23 protein-coding genes are annotated in these 22348 nt (G+C 70.9%); 11 read left to right on the forward strand and 12 right to left on the reverse strand.

Annotated elements, in window-relative coordinates; translation table 11 throughout:
- Positions 1–22: 22 nt before the first annotated feature.
- Entirely contained in the window at positions 23–1540 is a 1518-nt protein-coding gene (locus G3576_RS05995; protein WP_328728529.1) for an ABC transporter substrate-binding protein, read from the forward strand.
- Between the two features lie 163 nt (positions 1541–1703).
- On the opposite strand, the gene G3576_RS06000 is transcribed toward G3576_RS05995, so the two are convergent.
- From G3576_RS06000 to G3576_RS06025, 6 genes are read right to left on the reverse strand one after another with little or no spacing between them, the layout of a single operon-like run.
- On the reverse strand, positions 1704–2393 hold the full coding sequence (locus G3576_RS06000) for a glutathione S-transferase (protein ID WP_164693450.1): 690 nt from the start codon (positions 2391–2393) through the stop codon (positions 1704–1706).
- Positions 2390–3355, reverse strand: a complete 966-nt coding sequence (locus G3576_RS06005) for an ABC transporter ATP-binding protein (protein ID WP_164693451.1) — start codon at positions 3353–3355, stop codon at positions 2390–2392. The genes G3576_RS06000 and G3576_RS06005 overlap by 4 nt, the downstream gene beginning before the upstream one ends.
- Positions 3352–4314, reverse strand: coding sequence for an ABC transporter ATP-binding protein (locus tag G3576_RS06010; RefSeq protein ID WP_164693452.1), 963 nt, complete (start codon positions 4312–4314; stop codon positions 3352–3354). The genes G3576_RS06005 and G3576_RS06010 overlap by 4 nt, the downstream gene beginning before the upstream one ends.
- Positions 4307–5188, reverse strand: coding sequence for an ABC transporter permease (locus G3576_RS06015; protein ID WP_164693453.1), 882 nt, complete (start codon positions 5186–5188; stop codon positions 4307–4309). Before G3576_RS06015 ends, G3576_RS06010 begins: the two co-directional genes overlap by 8 nt.
- Positions 5185–6126 carry an ABC transporter permease gene (locus G3576_RS06020; protein WP_164693454.1) on the reverse strand — a complete coding sequence of 314 codons (942 nt, stop codon included), beginning with the start codon at positions 6124–6126 and terminating at the stop codon, positions 5185–5187. Before G3576_RS06020 ends, G3576_RS06015 begins: the two co-directional genes overlap by 4 nt.
- 7 nt (positions 6127–6133) lie before the next feature.
- Positions 6134–7681: an ABC transporter substrate-binding protein gene (locus tag G3576_RS06025; RefSeq protein WP_164693455.1), complete on the reverse strand. Its 1548-nt coding sequence runs from the start codon at positions 7679–7681 to the stop codon at positions 6134–6136.
- A gap of 205 nt (positions 7682–7886) precedes the next feature.
- Here G3576_RS06025 and G3576_RS06030 point away from each other — a divergent pair, with 205 nt between their 5' ends.
- Together G3576_RS06030 and mscL are read left to right on the forward strand one after the other, a co-directional pair.
- Positions 7887–9197: a M20 family metallopeptidase gene (locus G3576_RS06030; RefSeq protein ID WP_164693456.1), complete on the forward strand. Its 1311-nt coding sequence runs from the start codon at positions 7887–7889 to the stop codon at positions 9195–9197.
- Between the two features lie 68 nt (positions 9198–9265).
- The gene (gene mscL, locus G3576_RS06035; protein ID WP_164693457.1) at positions 9266–9706 is read left to right on the forward strand and encodes a large conductance mechanosensitive channel protein MscL; all 441 of its coding nucleotides are present in this window, start codon (positions 9266–9268) and stop codon (positions 9704–9706) included.
- Here mscL and G3576_RS06040 read toward each other — a convergent pair whose 3' ends face one another.
- Together G3576_RS06040 and G3576_RS06045 are read right to left on the reverse strand one after the other, a co-directional pair.
- Entirely contained in the window at positions 9707–10609 is a 903-nt protein-coding gene (locus tag G3576_RS06040; RefSeq protein ID WP_164693458.1) for a BMP family ABC transporter substrate-binding protein, read from the reverse strand.
- A 19-nt stretch (positions 10610–10628) separates the two neighbouring features.
- Positions 10629–11459: a Bug family tripartite tricarboxylate transporter substrate binding protein gene (locus G3576_RS06045; protein WP_164693459.1), complete on the reverse strand. Its 831-nt coding sequence runs from the start codon at positions 11457–11459 to the stop codon at positions 10629–10631.
- Positions 11460–11829: 370 nt separating this feature from the next.
- Between G3576_RS06045 and G3576_RS06050 the strand changes: the two genes are divergently transcribed.
- The 8 genes from G3576_RS06050 (at position 11830) to G3576_RS06085 (ending at position 18913) form a co-directional block, all read left to right on the forward strand.
- The gene (locus G3576_RS06050) at positions 11830–12189 is read left to right on the forward strand and encodes a hydroxyisourate hydrolase (protein WP_164693460.1); all 360 of its coding nucleotides are present in this window, start codon (positions 11830–11832) and stop codon (positions 12187–12189) included.
- A 19-nt stretch (positions 12190–12208) separates the two neighbouring features.
- The gene (locus G3576_RS06055; protein WP_164693461.1) at positions 12209–12937 is read left to right on the forward strand and encodes an aspartate/glutamate racemase family protein; all 729 of its coding nucleotides are present in this window, start codon (positions 12209–12211) and stop codon (positions 12935–12937) included.
- A 52-nt stretch (positions 12938–12989) separates the two neighbouring features.
- Complete coding sequence (locus tag G3576_RS06060) at positions 12990–13970, forward strand: Bug family tripartite tricarboxylate transporter substrate binding protein (protein ID WP_164693462.1); 981 nt, start codon at positions 12990–12992, stop codon at positions 13968–13970.
- Between the two features lie 91 nt (positions 13971–14061).
- Positions 14062–15036: a Bug family tripartite tricarboxylate transporter substrate binding protein gene (locus tag G3576_RS06065; protein ID WP_164693463.1), complete on the forward strand. Its 975-nt coding sequence runs from the start codon at positions 14062–14064 to the stop codon at positions 15034–15036.
- Between the two features lie 55 nt (positions 15037–15091).
- Entirely contained in the window at positions 15092–16390 is a 1299-nt protein-coding gene (locus G3576_RS06070) for an MATE family efflux transporter (RefSeq protein ID WP_328728533.1), read from the forward strand.
- A 45-nt stretch (positions 16391–16435) separates the two neighbouring features.
- Positions 16436–17566: an acyl-CoA dehydrogenase family protein gene (locus G3576_RS06075; protein WP_164693464.1), complete on the forward strand. Its 1131-nt coding sequence runs from the start codon at positions 16436–16438 to the stop codon at positions 17564–17566.
- The gene (locus tag G3576_RS06080; RefSeq protein WP_164693465.1) at positions 17563–18330 is read left to right on the forward strand and encodes a 3-ketoacyl-ACP reductase; all 768 of its coding nucleotides are present in this window, start codon (positions 17563–17565) and stop codon (positions 18328–18330) included. Before G3576_RS06075 ends, G3576_RS06080 begins: the two co-directional genes overlap by 4 nt.
- Before the next feature lie 124 nt (positions 18331–18454).
- Entirely contained in the window at positions 18455–18913 is a 459-nt protein-coding gene (locus G3576_RS06085; RefSeq protein ID WP_164693466.1) for a MaoC family dehydratase, read from the forward strand.
- Between the two features lie 7 nt (positions 18914–18920).
- Here G3576_RS06085 and G3576_RS06090 read toward each other — a convergent pair whose 3' ends face one another.
- The 4 genes from G3576_RS06090 to gvpA all read right to left on the reverse strand — a co-directional run bounded on the left by G3576_RS06090 (position 18921) and on the right by gvpA (position 22196).
- The gene (locus G3576_RS06090) at positions 18921–20507 is read right to left on the reverse strand and encodes an ABC transporter substrate-binding protein (protein ID WP_164693467.1); all 1587 of its coding nucleotides are present in this window, start codon (positions 20505–20507) and stop codon (positions 18921–18923) included.
- Positions 20508–20526: 19 nt separating this feature from the next.
- On the reverse strand, positions 20527–21135 hold the full coding sequence (locus G3576_RS06095; protein WP_164693468.1) for a glutathione S-transferase family protein: 609 nt from the start codon (positions 21133–21135) through the stop codon (positions 20527–20529).
- Positions 21136–21201: 66 nt separating this feature from the next.
- Entirely contained in the window at positions 21202–21960 is a 759-nt protein-coding gene (locus tag G3576_RS06100; RefSeq protein ID WP_164693469.1) for a hypothetical protein, read from the reverse strand.
- Positions 21961–21977: 17 nt separating this feature from the next.
- Positions 21978–22196 carry a gas vesicle structural protein GvpA gene (gene gvpA, locus G3576_RS06105; protein ID WP_164693470.1) on the reverse strand — a complete coding sequence of 73 codons (219 nt, stop codon included), beginning with the start codon at positions 22194–22196 and terminating at the stop codon, positions 21978–21980.
- Positions 22197–22348 lie beyond the last annotated feature (152 nt).

Here is a 22348-nt window from a genome sequence, read left to right on the forward strand (position 1 = left end):
ATCAAGGGCGGGGAAGAACGCGGTGACATCGAAGGCTTGGCTGGCGCTGGCGGCAACACTGCCGCTGATGGCAACAACGCCCGCAACGGCGCAGACGCTGCGCGTCGGCATGATCGCCGACACCATGGGCACCACGGACCCGCACCGCGCCACGGCGTCCCAGGACAAGGCGCCGATGTCCTGGGCCCATGACGGGCTGCTGCGCTTCCCGCCCGGCAGCGCCGATCCCGCCGCCATCGAACCCGACCTCGCCGAGCGCTTCGAACGCTCCGCCGATGGCCGCACCTTCACCTTCCACCTGCGCCCGGGCGTCCGCTTCCACGATGGCAGCCCTCTGGAGGCGGAGGACGTCGCCTTCTCGCTGCGCCGCGCCGCCGATGCGCGGCGCAGCAGCTTCGCCGGCGACTATGCTGCCATGACGGGCGTCGAGGTCGTGGATGCTCGCACCATCCGCGTCACGCTGCGCGAACCCGTGGCCGGCGCGCACGGCCTCTTCGCCAACTACCATGGCGGGCTCATCGTCTCACGCCGCGCCGATGCCGCGGGCTACCAGCAGGGCACCGGCCCCTTCCGCCTGGCGAGCAATTCAGGCGCCCAGGCCCGCATGGTCGCCTTCGACGACCACTGGCGCGGCCGCCCGGCGCTGCGCGCCATCGACATCCGCTTCATCAACTCCGACGCCACGCGCGAACTCGCCTACACCGCCGGCGAACTCGACATGATCAGCGGCCGCCGCGAACAGCGATGGGTCGAGCGCATGAAGGCGCAGCCCAACACCGTCGTCGAGGTCTTCTCCCCCGGCGAATTCCGCACCCTGCTGATCAACACGCGGTCCGCACCCCTCACGGACCCGCGCGTGCGCCGCGCCCTGCAGCACGCGATCGACGTGCCCGGCATCGCGCGGTTCGTCGGCCTCGATGTCGCGACCCCCTGGGTCAGCCCCGTGCCGCCCGGCTACCTCGGCACCACCCAGGACCTGCCACGCTTCGCCGCCGATCCCGCCCGCGCCCGCGCCCTGCTGGCGGAAGCGGGTCACCGTGACGGCATCACGCTGCGCGCTGTCGTCTCCTCCATCAACTCCCAGCTCCCCATCATGGAAGTCGTGCAGGCGCAACTCCGCCGCGCCAACATCCGGCTGGAGATGGAAGTGGTGGAGCACCCGACCTACCACGCCCGCATCCGGGAGAACCTGTCGCAGCTCACCTTCTACGGCGCCGCGCGCTACCCCGTGGCGGACAGCTACCTGAGCCAGTTCTACCACTCCCGCAGCGCGCCCGGCCTGCCGACCATGTCGCTCAACTTCGCCCATTGCAGCGCCGCCGACGAGGAGATCGACGCCGCCCGCGCCGAACCGGACGAGGCCCGCCAACGCGACCTCTGGGCCACCGCGCAACGCAAGATCCTCGACGCCGGCTGCAGCGTGCCCCTCTTCGACCTCAAGCAGGTCTGGGTGCGGCGCTCCACCGTGAACCTCGGCTACGCCCTGACCGGCGCCCTCAACCTGGGACCGGCGGTGACGTTCCAGACTCGGGTGGAGTGAGGGGCGGGTGGCCTTTCGGGGAAAGGGCTCCGCCCCTTCCCCGAACCCCTTCACCCGCCGATAACCTCGCGGTCCAGGAGGCCGTTGCCTCCTGGCGCGGGAGAGGTCCGGAGAGGGGCGCGCAGCCCCTCTCCGGAGGCAACCGCCCCTCACCCCACCCGCGTCACGGGAACGCCGCGCAGGCCTCCCAGCCGATCTCGCGGGCCTGGGCGTGGGCGCCGTCGATCCATTCCATGACGAAGGGGTGGGCGAGGACGGCGTCGGCGTAGGCCTGGGCGTCGGGGGCCAGCGGCACGGAGTAGGTGCGGAAGCGGGTGGCCATGGGCGACCACATCGCATCCGCGAAGCAGAAGCGTTCGCCGAAGAGGTAGGGGCCGCCGGCGCCCCATTTCGCGCGCGTCTGGCGCCAGGATTCCTGCACGCGCGCGACTTGCGCCGCCACGCCGGGCCGGCCGAGCAGCTTGGCGTTGGAGGGGACGCCGTTGGCGATGGGCCAGCGCTTCACCAGGTTCATCGGCATGGCGGCGCGAAGCTCGACGAAATGCGCGTGCATCTCCCCGGCGGAGGATCGCGCGGCGGTGCGGGCGGGAAGGGCGCTCGGCCAGATGTCGCAGCCCGGCGCCTTCTCCCACAGGTATTCCGCGATCGCCCAGGTATCGGTGATGGCCAGGTCGCCGTCGAAGAGGATCGGGATCAGCCCGGTCGGCGAGATGGCGGCGAGCTTCGCCTTGCTGTCGTCGCGCGAGAGGAAGAGGGTCTCGGCCTCGAACTCCAACCCCGAGAGCTTGCAGGCCAGCCAGCCGCGCATGGTCCAGGTGGAGGACCATTTCCCCCCGATGATGAGCTTCATCATGCGACGCCTCCGTCGTGCAAATGGCAGGCGGTGGTGACGCCGTCCGTGGTGGTGGTGGCGCGCGGCGCGTGCTGCGCGCAGCGCGGGCCCGCCATGGGGCAGCGCGGATGGAAGGCGCAGCCGGGCGGCGGGCGGATGGGGGAGGGCACGTCGCCGGCGGCTTCCGGCGGGCGCAGGTCCTCGGCCGTGACGGCGTTGAGCAGCGCACGGGTGTAGGGATGCAGCGGCGCGTTCCACAGCGTCTCCGCCGGCCCGATTTCCACGATGCGCCCGAGATACATCACCGCGATCCGGTCGCAGAGCCAGCGCACCAGGCGGAGATCGTGGCTGATGAAGAGGTAGGTCAGCGACAGCCGCTGCTGCAACTCGACCAGCAAATTCGCGACCTGCGCCTGGATGGAGACGTCGAGCGCGCTGGTGGGTTCGTCCAGCACGATGAAGGCGGGCTCGATGGCCAGCGCGCGCGCGATGCCGACGCGCTGGCGCTGGCCGCCGGAGAGTTCATGCGGATAGCGCCGCGCCATCTCGGGGCGAAGGCCGACAAGCTCCAGCAACTCCGCGATCCGCACGCGGCGTTCGGCGCGATTGCCGAAGCGGTGGACGGAAAGCGGGCTGTCCAGGATGCGCTCGATGGTGAGCGACCGGTTGAGCGAGGAGGCCGGGTCCTGGAACACCATCTGGGCGCGGCGGCGGAAGGCGTGCAGATCGGAGGCGGGGTTCGCGCCGTCGAAGGCGACGGTCCCGCTGGTCGGCGGTTCCAGCAGCAGCGCGACGCGGCCTAGCGTCGATTTGCCGGAGCCTGACTCGCCGACCAGCCCCAGGATCTCCCCCGGCGCGATGGAGAGCGAGACATCCTGCACCGCCCGCACCATGGGCTGGTTCGGCAGCACGCGCCCGAGCAGCGAGGGCCGCGTGGCATAGTGCTTCGAGACGCCGTCGAGGCGCAGCAGCGGCGCCGTCATGCCGAGGCCCTCCAGCAGGCGGCGCGGCGGCCTGGCGCGATCTCCCGCAACGGCTGGTCCTGCGTGCATTCGGGCGCGGCGCCGGGGCAGCGCGCCTGGAAGGGGCAGCCGGGCGGCAGATGGGCGAGGTCCGGCGGTTCCCCCGGCACGGCCGGCAGCGGGCCATCGGCCTTGGAGCCCTTCGGAACGGCGGCAAGCAGCGCCTGGGTGTAGGGATGGCGCGGCTCCGCCAGCAGCGCCCGCGTCGGCCCTTCCTCCATGATGCGCCCGGCATACATGACCGCGACGCGGTCGCAGAGCCGGCCGATGACGGAGAGGTTGTGGCTGATCATCAGCATCGCCATGCCGAGCTCGCGGCGGAGTTCATCGAGTAGCGCGAGGATCTCGGCCTCCACCGTCACGTCGAGCGCCGTGGTGGGCTCGTCCGCGATCAGCAGCGCGGGCCGGCAGATCAGCGCGAGCGCGATCAGCACGCGCTGGCGCATGCCGCCGGAGAGCTGGTGCGGATAGGCCGCCATGCGGCTTTCCGGCTCCGCGATGCGCAGGCGCTTCAGCAGCGCCAGCGCGGCCTCGCGCGCCGCCTCTTCGCTGCCGCCATGCAGCCGATGGATGCGCGTCAGCTGGTCGCCGATGGTCATCACCGGGTTCAGCGCGGCCGCGGGGTCCTGCACCACCATCGCGATCTGCTTCGCGCGCAGGCCTCGCAGGTCCTCCGCTGCCATGGCACGCAGGTCGCGGCCGCGGAACAGCAGCTCGCCGCCGATGGTGGCACTCTCCGGCTGCTGCAGCCGGATGGAGGCGCGGGCCGTGACCGATTTGCCGGAGCCGGATTCGCCGACCAGGCCCAGCACCTCGCCCTCCGCGACGTGGAAGGAGACGTCGCGGGAGGGGCGGATTTCCCCGCCTTCCGTGCGGAAGCGCGTGACCAGGTGGCGGACCTCGAAGAGCGGCTCAGGCATCGCCGCGCCTCGTCAGTTGCGCGGGGTCCAGCACGTCCCGCAGCAGATCGCCCGCCAGGTTGAAGGCGACGACGGTGAGGAAGATGAGCAGTCCCGGGAAGACCGTCAGCCACCACTGCCCGGACATGACGTAGGTGCGGCTATCCGCCAGCATCCCGCCCCAGCTGGGTTCCGGCGGCTGGATGCCGAGGCCGAGGAAGGAGAGCGACGCCTCCGTCAGGATGGAGGTCGCGACCAGCAGCGTGGCATAGACCGCGACGGGGGAGACGCAGTTGCGCAGGATGTCGCGGAACAGGATACGCGCATCGCCGGCGCCGACCGCGCGTTCCGCCATCACATACTGCTCGTTCCGCTCCACCAGCACCGCGGCGCGGACGATGCGCGCGACCTTCGGCGCGTTGAGCAGCCCGATCACCAGCATGACCTTGGTGATGTGCGGGATGGTGATCGGCCCTATCTCCAGATCCTGCGTGCCGAGCGCCGCGACGACGGCGATGGCCAGCACGATGGGCGGGAAGGCCATGAGAATGTCCATCACCCGCATGATGGCGGCATCCGTCCAGCCCGGCGACCGCAACCCCGCGATGGCGCCGAGCGGCACGCCCACCACCATCGCGATGCCCACCGTGGTCAACCCCACGGTCAGGGAGACGCGCGTCGCGTGCACGCATCTCGAAAAAATGTCCCGCCCGAACTGGTCGGAGCCGAACCAGAAGGTGGCGTTGGGCGGCAGCAGGCGCTGGCGGCTCGGGCGGTTGGGGAAGAAGCTCGCGACCTGCTCCGGGAAGATCGCGACGACGACCAGCACCAGCAGGAAGAGGAAGGCCAGCAGCGCGAGGGGATCGCGCCGCATCACGGCGACCAGGCGCTTCATCGGCGGATGCGCGGGTCGAGGATCGCGTAGAGCGCATCCATGGCGAAGTTGATCATGACGAAGACCGCGACGTTCAGCAGCACCAGCCCCTGCACCAGCGGATAGTCACGCGACAGGATGCTCTCATACAGCAGCCGCCCCATGCCCGGCAGGTTGAAGATCACCTCCGTCAGCACCGCGCCCGCCAGCAGGTAGCCGAAGGAGAATCCGGCCGCCGTCAGCGTCGGGATCAGCGCGTTGCGCAGCGCGTCGTTCCAGATGATCGTCGCTTCCCGCACGCCATGCGCGCGCGCGACGGCGATGTGTTCCCGCCCCAGCACGTCGAGCATCGATGACCGCAGCATGCGCGTGATGGTCGCGGCATAGGCGGTGCCGAGGCAGATGGCCGGCAGGATCACATGCGCCGTCGTCGTGCCGATCCCGGCGGAGGGCGGCTGGTAGCCCCCCGGCGGCAGCCAGCCCAGCGTCACGGCGAAGAGCATGATCATCAGCAGGCCTTGCCAGAAGACCGGCATGGAGATGCCGATCATCGCGAAGACCCGCCAGAAGTGATCCACCGCGCCGCCCTTGTTGGTGGCGGAGAAGACGCCCGCCGGCACCGCGATCAGCAGCGCGATGGCCAACGCCATCAGGGAGACATGCAGCGTGACGGGAAAGCGATCCGCGATCAGCCCGCTGACCCCCGTCGAATACATGAAGGACCGCCCGAGATCGCCCGTCAGCGCCGATCCCACCCAGACCGCGTATTGCTGCCACAGCGGCAGATGCAGCCCGATGGCGCGGCGCATCGCCTCGATCTCGGCGGGCGTCGCGTTGCTGGTCATCATGGCGATGGCGGGGTCGCCCGGCAGCGCGCGGACGATGATGAAGATCAGCACGCTGGCGCCGAAGAGCACCAGCGCGAGCGTGGCCGCGCGGCCGAGAAGGAACCGACCCAAGTCGCGATCAGCCCTTCCTGACCGTCGTCAGATCCATGAAGTGCGAGTAGCGCGGCGCGAAGCCGGAGATGTCGGCGCGCCAGAGATGATAGGCATTCAGCCGACCGATCCAGAGCGCCGGGCAATGATCCACCAGGATCTCCGTCACCTTCCGCAGCGACGGGCGCTTCCGCGCCGGGTCAAGATGGCGGAAACTCTCCATCACCGCCTCGTCATAGGCGGGGTTGCGGTAGCCCATCCACTGCGCCTGGTTGCCGTCCTTGTGGTAGTTGTTCCAGATCAGGTAGTCCTCGATGGAGGACTGCATGGAGGCATGCGGGAAGCACTGCCAGTCGCCGTTCTGCGCGCTGCGGTACATGCTGACGAAGTCGGTCTGGCGCATGTTCATGCGGATGCCGAATTCCGCGAGGTTCGCCTGCATCACCACGGCCGCCTCGCGCGCCTCCACATAGGCGGAGGGCACCGGCACGATCGCCTCGAAGGTGAAGCCGCGCGGCATGCCGGCCTGGCGCAGGTGGAAGCGCACGCGGTCGGGATCGTATTTCAGCTGGTTGGCCAGGTCGGCCTCGTACCAGAATTCCTGCGGCGTCGCGGGCAGGGCGCTCGCGGTCACCAGGCCGGAATAGATCTCGTCGCAGATGTATTCGCGGTCGATGGCGCAGGACACGGCGCGGCGCAGATGGATGTTGTCGAAGGGCGGCTTCGCCACGTTCATCGGCATGTAGAAGATGCCCGCGGAAGGCCGGCTGGCGCCCGCGAAGCCGCGCATCTGCCGCGTCGGCGCGAAGTCCTTGGGCGGGCAGTTGCTGATGATGTCGACGCTGCCGGCGCGAAGATTCGCCAGCTGCGTCGCCGCATCGGGGATGCGCACCAGCCGGATGCCCGCCGTCGCCGGCGCGCCGCCGAAATACTCGGGGAAGGCCTCGAACTCCACGGCGACATCGGCCTGGAAGCTCTTCGGGATGAAGGGGCCGCTGCCCGCGGTGCGGCTGCCGCGATACAGGTTCTCGCCCGTCGCGCCCTCGTTCACCACATCGGTGCCGCGGCGCACGATCGCGGCCTCATAGCCCAGCAGCCGCATCCAGCCGGTCCAGGGATCGCCCAGCGTGAAGCGGACGACGTAGTCGCCGTCCTTCTCGACGTTCTTGATGAAGCGGCGAAGGTTGCCGCGCCGGCGGCCGGTGCTGAGATACTTGTCGAAGGAATAGAGCACATCCTCGGACGTCAGCCGGTCGCCATTGTGGAAGCGCACGTCGCGGCGGAGTTCGAAGGTGTAGCTCAGCCCGTCACTGCTGATCGTCGGCAGCGCCACCGCGAGGTCCGGCACCAGCGTGCCATCCGGGCCGATCTTCACCAGGTTGGAGAAGCCCAGCAGATTCGCCGCCGCCGTCTCCACATTGCCGACATGCCAGGGATGGATGTTCGGCAGGTTGCCGAGCAGCGAGGCGGTCACGGTTCCGCGAGGCTGCGCGCCGGCGCTTCGCGGCAGCGATGCGGAAGCCAGCACGCCCGCCAGTCCTGCCAGCGCACCGCGCCGGCCGATCATCGTGTCCATCGCCCAACCCCCTGCCAGGCCGCGCGCGATGTTCGCATCGCGGTCACGGTCTACGATCACATCGAATGACATATCTCCCTTGCCGTGACGCGATCTCATGCCGCGCTTCGGTGGCAGGGAGGATGGACAGAAGCCGCAATCCATCGCAACCCCGCAATGTTGACGAGACGCGCGGCGCGCTGAACCATCGGCGCCCGAGACAAGGATGAAGCAAGGCAAGATGGACAGCATCGCGACGAAGGTGGACCAGGCGGCGGAAGCCCATGGCGAAGCGGCGGTCGGATTCCTGCGCGACCTGATCCGCCTGCAGGCGCAGGGCGAGGAAGCCGTGCAGGCCCGCATCGCCGCGGCGTGCGAGGAACTCGGCTGCGTCGTGGAGAAGCGCCGCTACAAGCCCGCCTCCGTCGTGCTGAAGGAGGAATTCGCCAGCGATGCCGCCATGGCGGCAGAGGAGCGGGAGGCCGTGCTGGCGCGCTTCCCCGGCAGCGGCGGCGGCCGCAGCGTGATCTTCTTCGCCCATCCCGATGGGGAGCCTTTCCAGCCCCAGCATGGCTGGGTGCATGACCCGCTGGCGGGCGAGATCGACCAGGGCCGCATCCATGGCTGGGGCGTGGCGGATGACCTGGCCGGCGTCGCCACGATGGTGGAGGCGCTGCGCGCCGTGCTCGCCGCCGGCGTGAAGCCGAAGGGCGATGTCATCCTGGCCAGCACGCCGTCCAAGCGCCACGCGCGCGGCGTGCATGCGCTGCTGCATGGCGGCGTCCATGCCGATGCGGCCGTCTATCTCCACCCCGCCGAATCCGGTGTGGGCATGCGGGAAGTGAAGGCGCTCGCTTCCGGCCAGCTCATTTTCCGCATCGTCGTGAAGGGCCGCCTGCCCGACACCAACGAACCCGGCCATGCCGCCTTCGCGCATACCGCGGTCAACCCGATCATGAAGGCGCAGCAGGTGCTGGCGGCGCTGGCCGCGCTCGATGCGAAGCGCGGCGCGCGCGTGCACCACCCCGCCCTCGACGCCGCCATCGGCCGCAGCACCAATCTTCTCGTCGGCGACTTCAAGACGCTTGGCGATGGCCGCGCCGCGCGCGTGCCGCCGGCCGTGCAACTCTCCTGCGCGCTCGCCTTCCCGCCGGGGGAGAAACTCGCCGATGTGCAGGCCGAGGTCGAGGCCGCGCTGGCGGAGGCGAAGGCCGCCGACCCCGACCTCGCCCTCGACGTCACCTTCCTCTCCGGCGTCACCGGCGCGGAAGTCACGCTCGATCATCCTCTCTGGATCGAGACCTCGGCCGCCGTGCAGCGCGGCACGGGCACGGCGCCGCACATCAACCCGCTCCACACCTCCTCCGACATCCGCAATCCCATGGTGCAGTCGGGCATCCCCTGCGTCGGCCTCGGCCCGCTTTGCGGCGACCTGACGCAGAATGGCGGTCGCGACGAATGGGTGGATGTCGCGGATTACCGCCGCGGCGTCGCCGTGGTCGCGGCGCTGATCGCGGGGTGGTGCGGCGCCGCCTGACGGTTTTCCGCTTCCTCCCGGGGCCGTCGCTTGCGCATGCTGGCGGCGGAACCGGGGAGAGACCACCGATGCTGCCGCCCATGCCCATCGCCGAACCCGCCTGGCTGCGCGAGTTCAAGGCCTTCATCATGCGCGGCAGCGTCATCGACCTGGCCGTCGGCATCGTCATCGGCGCCGCCTTCACCACCATCGTCACCAGCCTGGTGGAGGACCTGATCAATCCGCTGATCGGCCTGCTGATCGGCGGCATCGACTTCTCCAACCTCTTCGTCGTCCTCACCGGCGAACGCCGGCCGAGCCTGGAGGCGACGCGCGAAGGCGGCGCCGCGGTGCTCGCCATCGGCCGCTTCATCAACGCCATCATCAAGTTCCTGATCGTGGCGATGGCGATCTTCTGGCTGCTGCGGATCCTGACGAAGCTCCGCATCCGGGAGGAAGCGGTGAAGCCGCCGACGCCCAGCGAGAAGCTGCTGGCGGATATCCTGGAGGAGTTGCGGAAGAAGCCCTGATCAGGGCTTCCATTCCTCGCCGGCCCAATGCTCCGGCACCTCGACGGCGCCGCCGAGGATCGCGATCCGCAGCGCCTCGCAGCGCGCGGTGAGTTCCGGCGCCACATCGGCGGCATAGGCCAGGCGCACCGCCGCCGGATCCTCCAGCCCGATGCGCCGGTCCTCCCATCGGTCGGCCAGGAAGGCGCCGATCGCGGCTTCCATCGTCACGCCATTGTCGGCGATGGCGGAGGCGAGGAAGACCGCATCCTCCGCCGTCCAGTCATGGACGTTGCCGATGCAGCGCAGGCCGGCCTGGCGCGCGGCCGCGATGGCGCCGGGGCGGCCGGCATCCAGCATCTGGAACTGCACCTCCGCCCCCGCCTGCGCCTGCGCCTCCGTCCAGGCCTGCGCCAGCGCCGGATCATGCTGGTTGCCGCAGAAGCCAGTCAGCAGCCTCGCATCCGGCCTTGCATGGCTGAGCCCCGCCGCGAAGCCTGCGCGTCCGCGCAGTCCCGGCGGCACCTTCTCGCCGGACAGATGTGCCGCCACGCCCCGCGTGATCCACCACCCCGCCAGCGCGCCGGCGAGGAAGGCCGATTGCTCCTGCAGCACCTCGAAGCAGGCGATGTTGGGACTCGCGATGCGGCCCTGCGTCACCGCGAAGCCGACCTTCGGGAAAGCCGGCGCCACCAACCGCACCGCCTCCTCCCCCTGGCCGCCATGGGCGATGACGAGGTCGCTCTCCCGCGCCGCCGCCTCCACCGACGCCACACGCTGCGCGGGATCGGCCTGCCAGGCTTCCGTGACCGAGACGGGCATTCGCGCCGCCGCGCGGCGCAGCCCCGCGATGCCCGCGGCATTGAAGGCGCCTCCACCGGGACGGCCGAAGAAGATCGCGGTGACGCGGGGGGGTGTGCTCATGCCCACACCTCCCGCGCCCCTATTGCGCCGTCAAGCCGAGTGCCTTCACCGCGCCGCCGACCACCCGCACCTCCTCCGCCACGAAGCTCGTGAATTCGGGCTGCGTCATCGCGCGCATCGCGATGCCGTGTTCGTCGATGCGCGCGCGCACGGTCGGGTTCGCCAGCGCCGCCATCGTCTCCGTATGGAGCTTCTGCGTGATGGCGGGCGGCAGGCCGCGCGGACCGGCCAGGCCCAGCCAGTTCTCCGCCAGCAGGCCCGGGAAGCCCGCTTCCGCCGTGGTTGGCACTTCCGGCGCCATCTCCTGCCGCGCCGGCGCGGTGATGGCGATGGCGCGCAGCCGCCCGGCGCGGATGTTCTCCACATTCTGCGGCAGCGTGTCGAAGGACAGCGGGATGGCGCCGCCCAGCAGGTCCGCCTGCATGGGCGCGCTGCCGCGATAGGGCACATGGGTCAGTTGCGCGCCCGTGCGGGCCATGAACTGCTCGCCGAAGATGTGGGCCACCGACCCGGCGCCGGAGGTGCCGTAGCCCGGCGGCACGCGTTGCGCCTTCACCCATTCGACCAGCCCGGCCAGATCGGTCGCCGGCACCAGCCGGGGATTCACCACGACCACCAGCGGCGTCGCCCCGATATAGGCGATGTGGGTGAAGCTCCCGACCGGGTCGTAGCTCACGCTCGGATAGATCGGGGGCGACATCACGATCGGCGCGGTGTTGGACAGCATCAGCGTATAGCCATCCGCCGGCTGGCTCGCGACATAGGCCGCGCCCAGCGTCCCGCCCGCGCCCGGCCGGTTGTCCACCAGCACGCGCTGCGGCAGGCGCTGCGACAGCACATCGGCCAGCACCCGCGCGACAATGTCTGACGACCCGCCAGGAGGAAAGGTGACAATGATTCGAAGGGGCCGGCCCGGCCATTCGGCGGTCTGCGCCGACGCCGGAATGGGCAGGAACGGAGCGGCAAGTGCTGCAATAAAAGGCAGTTGGCGGCGGCGCATGGGCAAGACTCCGGGTGCCGCCGCTGCCCGGCAAACCTCATGCCGGGACCATGACCGCCTGTCATGATTCACTGACATCGGAAAGTGTAAGGGTACGATAGTGATTGCTGGCGGACAGGTCAGGCCGGGTGCTAGGGTTTTATTCAATGATGATCAGCCACTCCCCGTACCGAGCCTGCCCGCCCCGCGCTTCGGTGGCCGATCACGGAGGAGCCGCCTCATGAGTGCCGGCGGCATCTCCATCCACGCCGTGGATGTGGCGCATGGGCGTCCCGGCACCGGCATGCGGGTCGAGATCCATCGCCTGATGCCTGATGGCGAAAGGCGTGTTCTCGCCGATGGCGTGCTCGGTCCGGATGGCGCCCTCGACCATCCCGTGAAGACAGGCGAGGGGATCGAGGCCGGGGTGCATGAGGTGCTCTTCCACCTCGGCGCCTTCTTCGCCGCCACCGCCGAACGCCCGCCGCCACCCTTCCTGGAAGTGGTGCCCTTCCGCTTCCGCGTCTTCGACGCGGCCCTGCACTACCACCTGCCCATCAAGTTCACGCCCTGGGGGTTCTCGCTCTACAGAGGCGCCTGAACAGGCAGGGGCTCGGGCCATGCGGCTACTCGTCGTCAACAGCAACACGACGGAGAGCGTCACCGCGCGCATCGCCGCCGCATCCCGCGCCGCCGCACGGCCCGGCACGATCATCGAGGCCGTCTCCGCCCCCTTCGGCCTGCCGCTCATCGTCAGCCGCGCGGATTGGCTGGTGGCCGGGCCCGCGACGCTCGCCGCGCTGGCGGCCCGGCGCGGCAGCTACGACGCCGCCATCATCGCCTGCTTCGGCGATCCCGGCCTCGATGCCGCGAAGGAACTGGCGGGCGTCCCCGTGATCGGCATCAGCGAGGCCGCCTTCCACGCCGCCTGCATGATGGGCCGCCGCTTCGGCATCGTCAGCTTCACCGCGGCCCTCCGCCCGATGTTCGAGGATGTGCTGGCCCATCACGGCCTCACCGCCCGCTGCGCCGGCTTCCGCATGGGCCCCGCCTTCGCCGGCGACCCGGGCCTGGTGGCGGAGGAACGCGCCGCGCTGCTGGTCGATCTCTGCCGCCAGTCGGTGGAGCAGGACGGCGCGGAGGCGGTGATCCTCGCCGGCGGACCGCTCGCCGGCCTCGCCCCCACCATAGCTTCCCAGGTCGCCGTCCCCCTCATCGATGGTACCGTTGCCGCGGTGCGCCTGGCGGAGGCCCTGGTCGGCCTGGCGCCACCGCATGCCGCGGCCCCGCCACGTCCGCGCACCCTGACCGGCTTCGGGGAGGGGCTGGCGGGCCTCTACGCGGGGTAGCGGCACGCGGCTTGCTGCCCTTCCGGCCGCGAACCAACACCGGAAGCCAAGCATGATCCTCCGCCGCCGTTCCCTGCTGCTCGCCGCCGCCGCCCCCCTGGCCGCGCCGCGCTTCGGCCATGCCCAGGGCGCCTGGCCGAACCGGCCCGTCCGCATCCTCAACCCCTATGCCCCGGGCGGCACCAGCGACCTCATCATCCGCCCGCTGCTGGACCGGCTGGAACGCGCCTTCGGCCGGCCCTTCGTGGTGGAGAACAGGGCCGGCGCCGGCGGCACGCTCGCCACCGGCGAAGCGGCGCGCGCGGCGCCGGATGGCCACACGCTGCTCGTTTCCAACACCGGGCCGCTCTCCGTCGCACCCTTCCTCTTCAACAACCTGGCCTATGACCCGAAGCGCGCCTTCACCTGGATCGGCATGCTCGGCGGCGCGCCCATCGTCTGCGCCGTGAAGGGCGATGGCCCCATCCGGGACCTGGCGCAGTATCGCGCGCTGGCGGCGCGCGGCGCGGAGGAAGTGTCCTTCGGTTCCTCCGGCATCGGCTCGCTCGGCCACCTCACGGGCGTGATGTGGGGCATGCAGGCCGGCGTGCGCATGCTGCACGTGCCCTTCCGCGGCGCCGCGGAAGCGCAGCAGAGCGTGCTGGGCAACAACACAACCTCGCTCTGGGACACGTCCGGCGCCAATGCGGGCGCGATCCGCGGCGGGCTGCTGCGCGGCATCGCCGTCTCCTCCGCCCAGCGCATCAGCGCGATGCCGGACGTGCCGACGGTGGGGGAGGCCGGCTTCCCCGGCGCCGTCGCCACCAACTGGTTCCTGATGGCCGGCCCCGCCGGCATGGACCCCGCCATCGCGGCGAGGGTGAATGAGGTGCTGCAGCAGGGCCTCAACGACCCCACGGTGAAGGAGAGGCTGGAGAGCGTGGGCGTCGTCTCGCTCGGCAACCCATCGCCGAATGAGATCGCAGCCTTCGTCGCCGCGGAAGCCGATCGCTGGGGCCCGGTGGTGCGCGCAGCCGGCGTCCAGCCGAGTTGATCAGGCGCGGGCGGCGCCCCCTTCGCGCCGCCCCCTTCGCGCCGTGCCATCCCGCTGGCAGCATGCGCCCACAACGGAAGAGGTGACGCGCATGCCCCGCCTGCCACGCCGCCTGATGCTGATCGCCGCCCTCGCCGCGCCGACCCTGGCGCGTGCGCAATCCCAACCCTGGCCGACGCGCGCCGTGCGCATCATCGTGCCCTTTCCCGCCGGCGCCGGTACGGACACGCTGGCGCGCGCCTATGCGCAGCGCCTGTCGGACATCTGGGGCCAGCCGGTCGTGGTGGAGAACCGCGCCGGCGCCGCCGGCATCATCGGCACGGAAGCCGCCTTCCGCGCGCCGCGCGATGGCTACACCATGCTGATGGCCAATTCCTCCGTCCTCGCCATCGGCCCCGCCATCAATCCCGCGCTGCCCTATGATCCCATCAATGGCTTCGATCCCGTGGCGCTGGTGGGCTCCAACGACAATGCGCTGGTGGTGCGCGCGCAATCGCCCTTCCAGAGCGTGGCCGATGTGGTGGCCGCCGCACGCGCGCGGCCCGGGATCCTGACCTACGCCACGCCGGGCACCGGCACCTCCGGCCACATGGCGGGCGAGTTCTTCAAGCAGCTCGCCGGCATCGACATCACCCATGTCCCCTATCGCGGCAGCCCGCAGGCGCTGACCGATACGCTGGGCGGCCAGGTGGACATGACGATGACGACGCTGAATTCCATCGTCGCCGCCGTGCGCCAGGGCCAGGCCCGGGCACTGGCCACCACCGGCCGAACGCGCGACCCGCTGCTGCCGGATGTGGCGACGCTGGCGGAGCTCGGCTTCGCGGGCTACGAGGCCAGCGGCTGGCTCGGCTTCGTCGTCCCCGCCGGCACGCCCGCCGAGATCACGCAGCGCATGGCCGCCGATATCCGCCGCATCTATTCGGATACCGCCTTCACGGACCGCATCGCGTCCCAGGGCATGCGCCCCATCATCAGCACCCCCGAGGAATTCCGCGCCATCCTGGCACCCGAACTCGCGCGGTGGCGGGACGTCGCGCAGAAGGCGGGCGTGAAGCCGGAGTGACGCCCTCGCCTGCGGATCGTGGACGATCCGCCCCTGGCGGCGCGCGGCCATCACCGTGACGCGCCTCCGCTCGATCCTGGTGCTGGCGGCGCCGACCGCGCTCGGCTCCGCGCTCCAGGCCGGCGCGCAGCTCGTGGAAATGTGGCTGGCGGCGCGGCAGGGCACCCCGGCGCTGGCGGGCTGGGCCGTGGTGCTGCCCTTCGCGCTGCTGATGCAGATGATGTCGGGCGGCGCCATGGGCGGCGGCGTGGTCTCCGCCATCGCCCGCAGCCTCGGCAGCGGGCGGCCGGACCAGGCGGCGGTGCTGGTGCTGCATGCCGGGCTGATCGCCGTGCTGGCGGGCCTCTGCTTCGCCATCCCGCTCGCGGTCTTTCCCCACGCCGTGCTGGGCCTGGTCGGCGGACCCGCGGCGGCGGAGGCGGCGGCTGGCTATTCCATGTGGCTCTTCGGCCTTGGCGCCGTGCCCTCCTGGCTCGCCAATACCCTGGCCTCCGTCCTGCGCGGTGGCGGCCGGCATGCGCTGGCGGCGCGGGTGCTGGTCATCGCCTGGGCGGCCTATCCGCCGATCGGCTGGCTGCTGGCGGAGCCCTTCGGCATGGGCCTCGCGGGCCTTGGCGCGGCCTTCGGCGGCGTCTTCCTGCTGGCCTCGCTGGCGATGATGGTGGTGGTCTGGCGCGGCGGCGCGGGCTTCCGGCCGACGCTTCGCGTCCGTCCCTCCGGCGTCATGTTCTGGCGCATCCTCTCGGTCGGCCTGGTCGCCTGCGTCATCGCCGGCATCGCCAACATGACGACGATCCTGGTGACCGCCCAGCTGGCGCCGCGCGGTCCCGCGGTGGTGGCGGGCTACGGCATCTCCGCGCGGCTCGAATTCCTGATGATCCCGCTGGTCTTCGCGGTTGGATCGGCGCTGACGGCGCTGGTCGGCCGCGCTGTCGGCGCTGGCGATTGGGCGGAGGCGCGGCGCATCGCCTGGACGGGCGGCGCCATGGCCTTCGGCGTCGCCTTCTCGATCGGGGTGGTGGTGGCGATCTTCCCCGGCTTCTTCGCGCGGCTGTTCAGCGGGGATGCGGCCGTGGTGGCGGTGGCGGAACAGGCGCTCGGCATCATAGGGCCGGCCTATGGCGGCTTCGGGCTCGGCATGGCGCTCTACTTCGCCTCCCAGGGGGCGGGGCGGATGCGCTGGCCGCTGGCGGCCGCGCTCTCCCGCTTCGGCCTCGCGGTCGGCGGCGGCTGGCTGCTGGCGCATCCGCTGGGCCTCGACCTCACGGGCCACTTCATCGGCGTGGCGCTCGGCATCACCGCCTATGGCGCCGTCATCGCCGCCAGCATCCGCCCCGGCCACTGGCGCGGATAGGCGCGTCGCGCCATCCTGCCCGCAACATCGGGGGAGACGCGGCGCGTGCCGGACCAGGAAGCGCTGGATGCATTGCGGGACACCGCGCGCCGCTTCGCGGAGGCCGAGGTCGCGCCCCGCGCCGCCGAGCTCGACGAGACCGAGGCCTTCCCCGCCGATCTCTACCGCCGGCTCGCCGCGCTCGGCCTGCTCGGCATCACGGTGCCGGAGGCGATGGGCGGCGCGGAGGCCGGCGTCGAGGCCTATGCCATCGTCATGGAGGAACTGGCCCGCGGCTATGCCAGCGTGGCGGACCAGGTCGGCCTGGTGGAACTGCTGGGCACGCTGCTCGGGGACCACGGCACGGCGGCGCAGCGCGCGCGCTACCTGACGCCCCTGCTGCGCTACGACATCCGCTGCGCCTATGCGCTGACCGAGGCCGAGGCGGGGTCGGACCTCGCCAACCTCCGCACCACCGCACGCCGGGACGGTACCGGCTGGGTGCTGGATGGCGAGAAGATGTGGATCCACATGGCGCCGCGCGCGGATTTCGCCGCCGTGCTCGCCCGCACCGATCCCGCTGCCGGCCATCGCGGCATGTCGATCTTCCTGGTGGACCTGGCGGCACCGGGCGTGGAGCGGCTGCGGGCGGAGCACAAGATGGGCCAGCGCGCCTCGCCCGTCGGCGGGCTGCGCTTTACCGGCGTGAAGCTCGGCGCCGATGCGCTGCTCGGTCCGGAAGGCCGCGGCTTCCACCTGATGATGTCGGTGCTGGACAAGGGCCGCATCGGCATCGCCGCGCTGGCCACCGGCATCCTGCGCAACGCGCTGGAGGAGAGCATCGCCTTCGCCAAGGCGCGCGTGCAGTTCGGCAGGCCGATCGCGGAACAGCAGGCCATCCGCTTCATGGTCGCCGACATGGCGAAGGACCTGCACGCCGCGCGGCTGATGGTGCGCGACGCCGCGCGCGGCATGGATGCCGGCCGCCGCGTGACGCTGGAAGCCAGCATGGCGAAGTGCTTCGCCAGCGACGCCGCCGTGGCGCGCTGCGCCGATGCCGTGCAGATCCATGGCGGCACCGGCTACATCCGCGGCGTGACGGTGGAACGCCTCTATCGCGACGCCAAGATCACGCAGATCTACGAAGGCACCAACCAGATCCAGAGGGTCATCATGGCAAGGGAGATATTCGCATGACCCGCCCGGTTGCGCTGGTCACCGGCGCGCGCCGTGGCATCGGCCGCGCGTCCTGCGTGGCACTCGCCCGCAAGGGCTATGACGTGCTGGGCTGCGACCTGGGCGAGGACGGCTTCGCGGAAACCGCCGCCGCCGTGGAACAGGCCGGCGGGCGCTTCGACTGGACGCTCTGCGATGTCGCGGACCTCGATGCCGTCAGCGCCATGGTCGCCTGGGCCTGGGCGCAAGGGGGTGGGCTGGAGGCGCTGGTGAACAATGCCGGCGTCGGCGCCATGCAGCGCGGCGACATCCTGGAGGTCTCGCCCGAAAGCTGGGACCGCTGCATGGACATCAACGCCCGCGCGCCCTTCTTCGTGACGCAGGCGGTGGCGCGGCGCATGGTGGAGGCGGGCGCGCCGGAACGTGGCCCGCGCGCCGTCGTCTTCGTCTCCTCCGCCAATGCGCTGATGGCGTCCCCCGACCGCACCGAATACACGGCGAGCAAGACGGCGGTGAGCATGGTCGCCCGCTGCTACGCCTTCCGCCTGGCGGAAGACGGCATCCCCGTCTTCGACATCCGCCCCGGCGTGATCCGCACGGACATGACGGCGCCGGTGGTCGCGAAATACGAGAAGCGCATCGCCGACGGCCTTTCCCCCATCCGTCGCTGGGGCCAGCCGGAGGATGTCGGCAACGCCATCGCCGGCCTGGTCAGCGGGGCGATCCCCTTCAGCACGGGGGATGCGTTCCACATCGATGGCGGCCTGCACATGCACAAGCTTTGAGGCCAGCGGCGGAGCCGATGGCTGGCGGCCGGCGCAGCTGGCCGAGCGCCCGAACGGGCGCCGCCGCCTGTGCGGCGAAGCCAAGCGGCCGGAGGCCGCGCCCGGCGTTTGAGGGCAGGAGAAAATGAAGATCGATCCCTCCCTGCTGCGCTTCGAGGACGCCACCATCGGCATGGCGTTCGAGACCGGCGGCATCGTGGTGACGGAGGCGCATATCGTCGCCTTCGCCGGCCTCACCGGCGACTTCTTCGACATCCACATGGATGACGACTATGCCCGCGCGCTGGGCTATCCCGGCCGCGTCGCGCATGGGCTGCTCGGCCTCGCGCTGTGCGACGGGCTCAAGAACCGCGCAGGCATCAAGTTCGCCGCCATCGTCTCGCTGAACTGGCGATGGAGCTTCGCTGGTCCGATCCTGGTCGGCGACCGCATCGCCGCCCGCATCACCGTCCTGTCGAAGCGCATCACGAGAAATCCCGCGCGCGGCATCGTCACGCTGGGCTTCGACCTGCTGAACCAGAAGAATGAGGTAGTGCAGCGCGGCGAGAACGACCTGATGGTCCACACCCGCGCTGCCCCCTGAGGCGACGCTACCGCGCCGCCTTCCGGATGTTCCAGGCGATGATGATCCCCGGCATCGCCAGCACGTCGCTGACCCGCGGGCTGACGGCGGAGGGCAGGTACCACTGCCCGAAGGGCACATAGGGCACCAGCCGGTAGGCGCTGGCATGCAGCTCATCCAGGATGCGCTTCCGCTCCTCCGCGCTGGCGGCGTAGGGGAAGGCATCGATCAGCGCCTGGTGCGCCGCGTCACAGGGCCAGCCCGGCCAGGCCGCGTCGCAACTCGCCGCCATCGGCACATTGCCCACGGGATCGCTCGCGCCGAGCCCGTTCCAGAAGGTCAGCCCGATATGCCAGCCGCCCTCCGCCGGCGGCCGCCGGTTCGCCCGACGCCCGGCCATGGAGGCGAAATCGGTCGCCTGCACATCGGTGCGGAACCCCACCGCCTGCATCTGCTGCGCCAGCACCAGCGTCGCCGCATGCATGAAGGGGTTGTCGGTCGGGTCCATGATGACGATCGGGGAACCGTCATAGCCGCTCTCCCGCAGCAGCGCCCGCGCCCGCTCCCGCGCCGCTGGTGATCCCAGCCCCGCCGGCACGCCCGCATTCGTCTCCTGCGGCGACCCGCAGACGAAGAAGGCGTGGCACACCTGGTAGAGCGAGGAGTCCGGGAACATCGCCTGGAGGAATTCCTCCTGGTTCACCAGCTGCATCAGCGCCTGCCGCGCGCGCGGATCGTTGAAGGGCGGGTGGATGTGGTTCATGCGGATCATGCCCGGCGCGCCGAGCGTGTTGGTCCGGATGATCCGCATCCCCCTCCGCTGCAGCAGCGGCAGGAAATCCACGCCGGGGCTCTCGATGTAGTCGAGTTCCCCCTGGATCAGCGCCAGCGCCGAGGTCTGCGCATTGGCGATGTTCAGCCACTCAACGCGATCGACATGCGCGACCTTGCCGCCCGCCGTGCCCGAAGCGGGCTCCCGCCGCGGCACGTAGTTGGGGTTGCGGCGATAGACCACGGTGCTGCCCGGCACCCATTCCTCGCGCACGAAGATGAAGGGCCCGCTGCCGATGGTGTCGCGGATGGCGGTGAAGGGATCGGCCGCGGCGATGCGCGCCGGCATGATCGCCGGCATGTTGCCCGCGGGCTTCGACAGCGCGTCCAGCATCAGCGCATAGGGCCGGCGCAGCTGCCACACCACCGTCCTGCCATCGGGCTCCGCCGCCAGGCTCGCGGTGATGGCGATGATCTGCCGGCCATGCGGATCGCGCGCGCCCCAGCGGCGCAGCGAGGCCACGACATCCTCCGCCGTCACCGCCGCGCCGTCATGGAAGGCCAGCCCATCCCGCAGCGTGAAGCGCCAGGTCAGCGCATCGGCCGAGACACTCCACGCCCCCACCATCTGCGGCTGCGGCCTTTGCTCCGCATCCCGCCCGAAGAGCTGGTCGTAGATCATCTGGGCGTGGGAGGAGACGACGCCGGCCGTCGTGTTGATGGGATCGAGCGTCTGGAGGTCCGCATTCGGCACCATCCGCAGCACGCGCTCCGGCGGCAGCGTCTGCGCCGATGCCGCCCCCGCCATCAGCGCGAGCGCCGCCGCCAGCCAGGTCTTCTTCATTGGGTCACTCTCCCGGTCGTCATTCGAGGCGCGCGCCTTCCGGCACGCGCATGCCGCGTTGCACCGCGGGCCGTTCGCCCATTCGCGCGAACCAGGCCGAAAGATACGGCGTGGTGGAAAGATCGCGCACCGCCCAGCCATGCTTCGCCACCCAGGGGTAGGCCGCGATGTCGGCGATGCTGCAATCGCAACCCGCGAGATACGGCACGGAGGCCAGCCGTCCCTCGAGCAGCCGATAGACGCGATCCACCAGCGCCACCGTATGTGCCCGCGCCGCCTCCGGCTTCTCCGGCGCCAGCTCCGTCCAGTGATGCGCCTGCCCCGTGAAGGGGCCGAGCGAGGTCAGCGCCACCATCAGCCAGGACAGCGTCGTGGTGCGATCCTCCCCCCACAGCACGCCATGCCTCTCCGCGAGGTGCAGCAGGATCGCACCGCTCTCGAAGATCGCGCGGCCATCCTCCACCAGGATCGGGATCTTGCCGTAGGGGTTCAGTGCCAGGATCTCCGGCGCAAATTGCTGCCGGGCGCGGATGTTCACGCCGGTGACGGCGTAGGTCAGCCCGCATTCCTCCAGCATGATGGAGACGCGCTGCGAATTCGGCGTCGCCCATCCGTAGAAATGCAGCATGCGGGCCCCGTGGCGTTGCCGCGGGACCCTGCCATCACGGGATGGGACTATGCAAGCGGCGCGCCGTCAGGCGGTGGCAGCGCGCGCCGCGGCGATCCAGCTTTCGGGCCGCAGCAGCCGGCTGACCTCGCCCAGTTGCTGCGACAGCCTTGCGGGATCCGCCGCCGCCAGGTCCTCGCAGCTGTGGTAGCCGATCTGCGCCAGCCGGTGGCGCATGCCGGGGCCGAGTTCGCGGATGGCCGAAAGGTCAGTCACGGCACGCGGCGCTTCCACCGCGATCTCGATGGCCGGCTCCACCATCAGGTCGATGCTCGGCGGCGCTTCCGCCGTCACCTCGATGACCTCGACGGCGTCCGGGACGGTCTCCATCGCCGCCTCTGCCGCCGCCGCTTCCACCATGATGGGCTCGGCAGCGGGGGGTTCTTCGGGGGGCGGCTCGACGATCGGCGTCTCGCATGCCGCGGCGTCAGCCGGTGGCGCTTCCTCGGCCACCGCCGTCGGCTCCTCGAGAGCCGGCGCTTCCTCCGCCACCACGGGCTCCGGCGGTGCCAGGCCGCGCTCCGCCTCCACCAGGCTGGCGAAGACCGACCGTGGCGCGGGCGCCACGGCCATCACGGGTGGCGCAGGCGCTTCCGCGACCGCCACCGCCTCATCCTCCGGCACCTTCGCGGCGCCGGGCGCGACGCGGGCGGCGCGCAGCGCCTCCCGGTTCGCCCTCAGCGCGGCGCGCAGGTCGCCGCGCTGGGCCACGCGCGCGGCCCGGTAGGCTTCCAGCGCCGCGCGGCCCCCAAGGCCGCGCGCCGCCTGTTCCCGTTCCCCCGTCATCGCGCGCGCGGTGCGCGTCAGGCCGCGGCCGCGGCCGGGTCGGTCGTCAGGCCCACCGCCTCGGCATACTTCAGGTAGGTCTCGACGGAGGCCACCACCGCGCGGATCTCGACGGCGATGAGCTCGATGCCCACCAGCGCCACGCGGATGAAGGCGTCGACGACGACGCCCTTGTCGAGGATGCGGTCGATCACCTCGGCCAGGGAGGAGGAGGCGAGGCTCTTGTTGATGGTCATCGGGCGACTCCATGTTGGGTTGCGCGCTGCCCGGAGATCGGGGACGGCGCCTCGCCGCCCGCTTCGCGGTGGCGACATCCGCCATTCTCATCGCGCCTGATTGCGGAACGGTTCACGCGGGCACCGTCAACGCAAGAATTCGCGATGGGCGA

The sequence above is a fragment of the Falsiroseomonas algicola genome, from assembly GCF_011040385.1.
In the GTDB taxonomy this organism is placed as follows: Bacteria; Pseudomonadota; Alphaproteobacteria; order Acetobacterales; family Acetobacteraceae; genus Falsiroseomonas; species Falsiroseomonas algicola.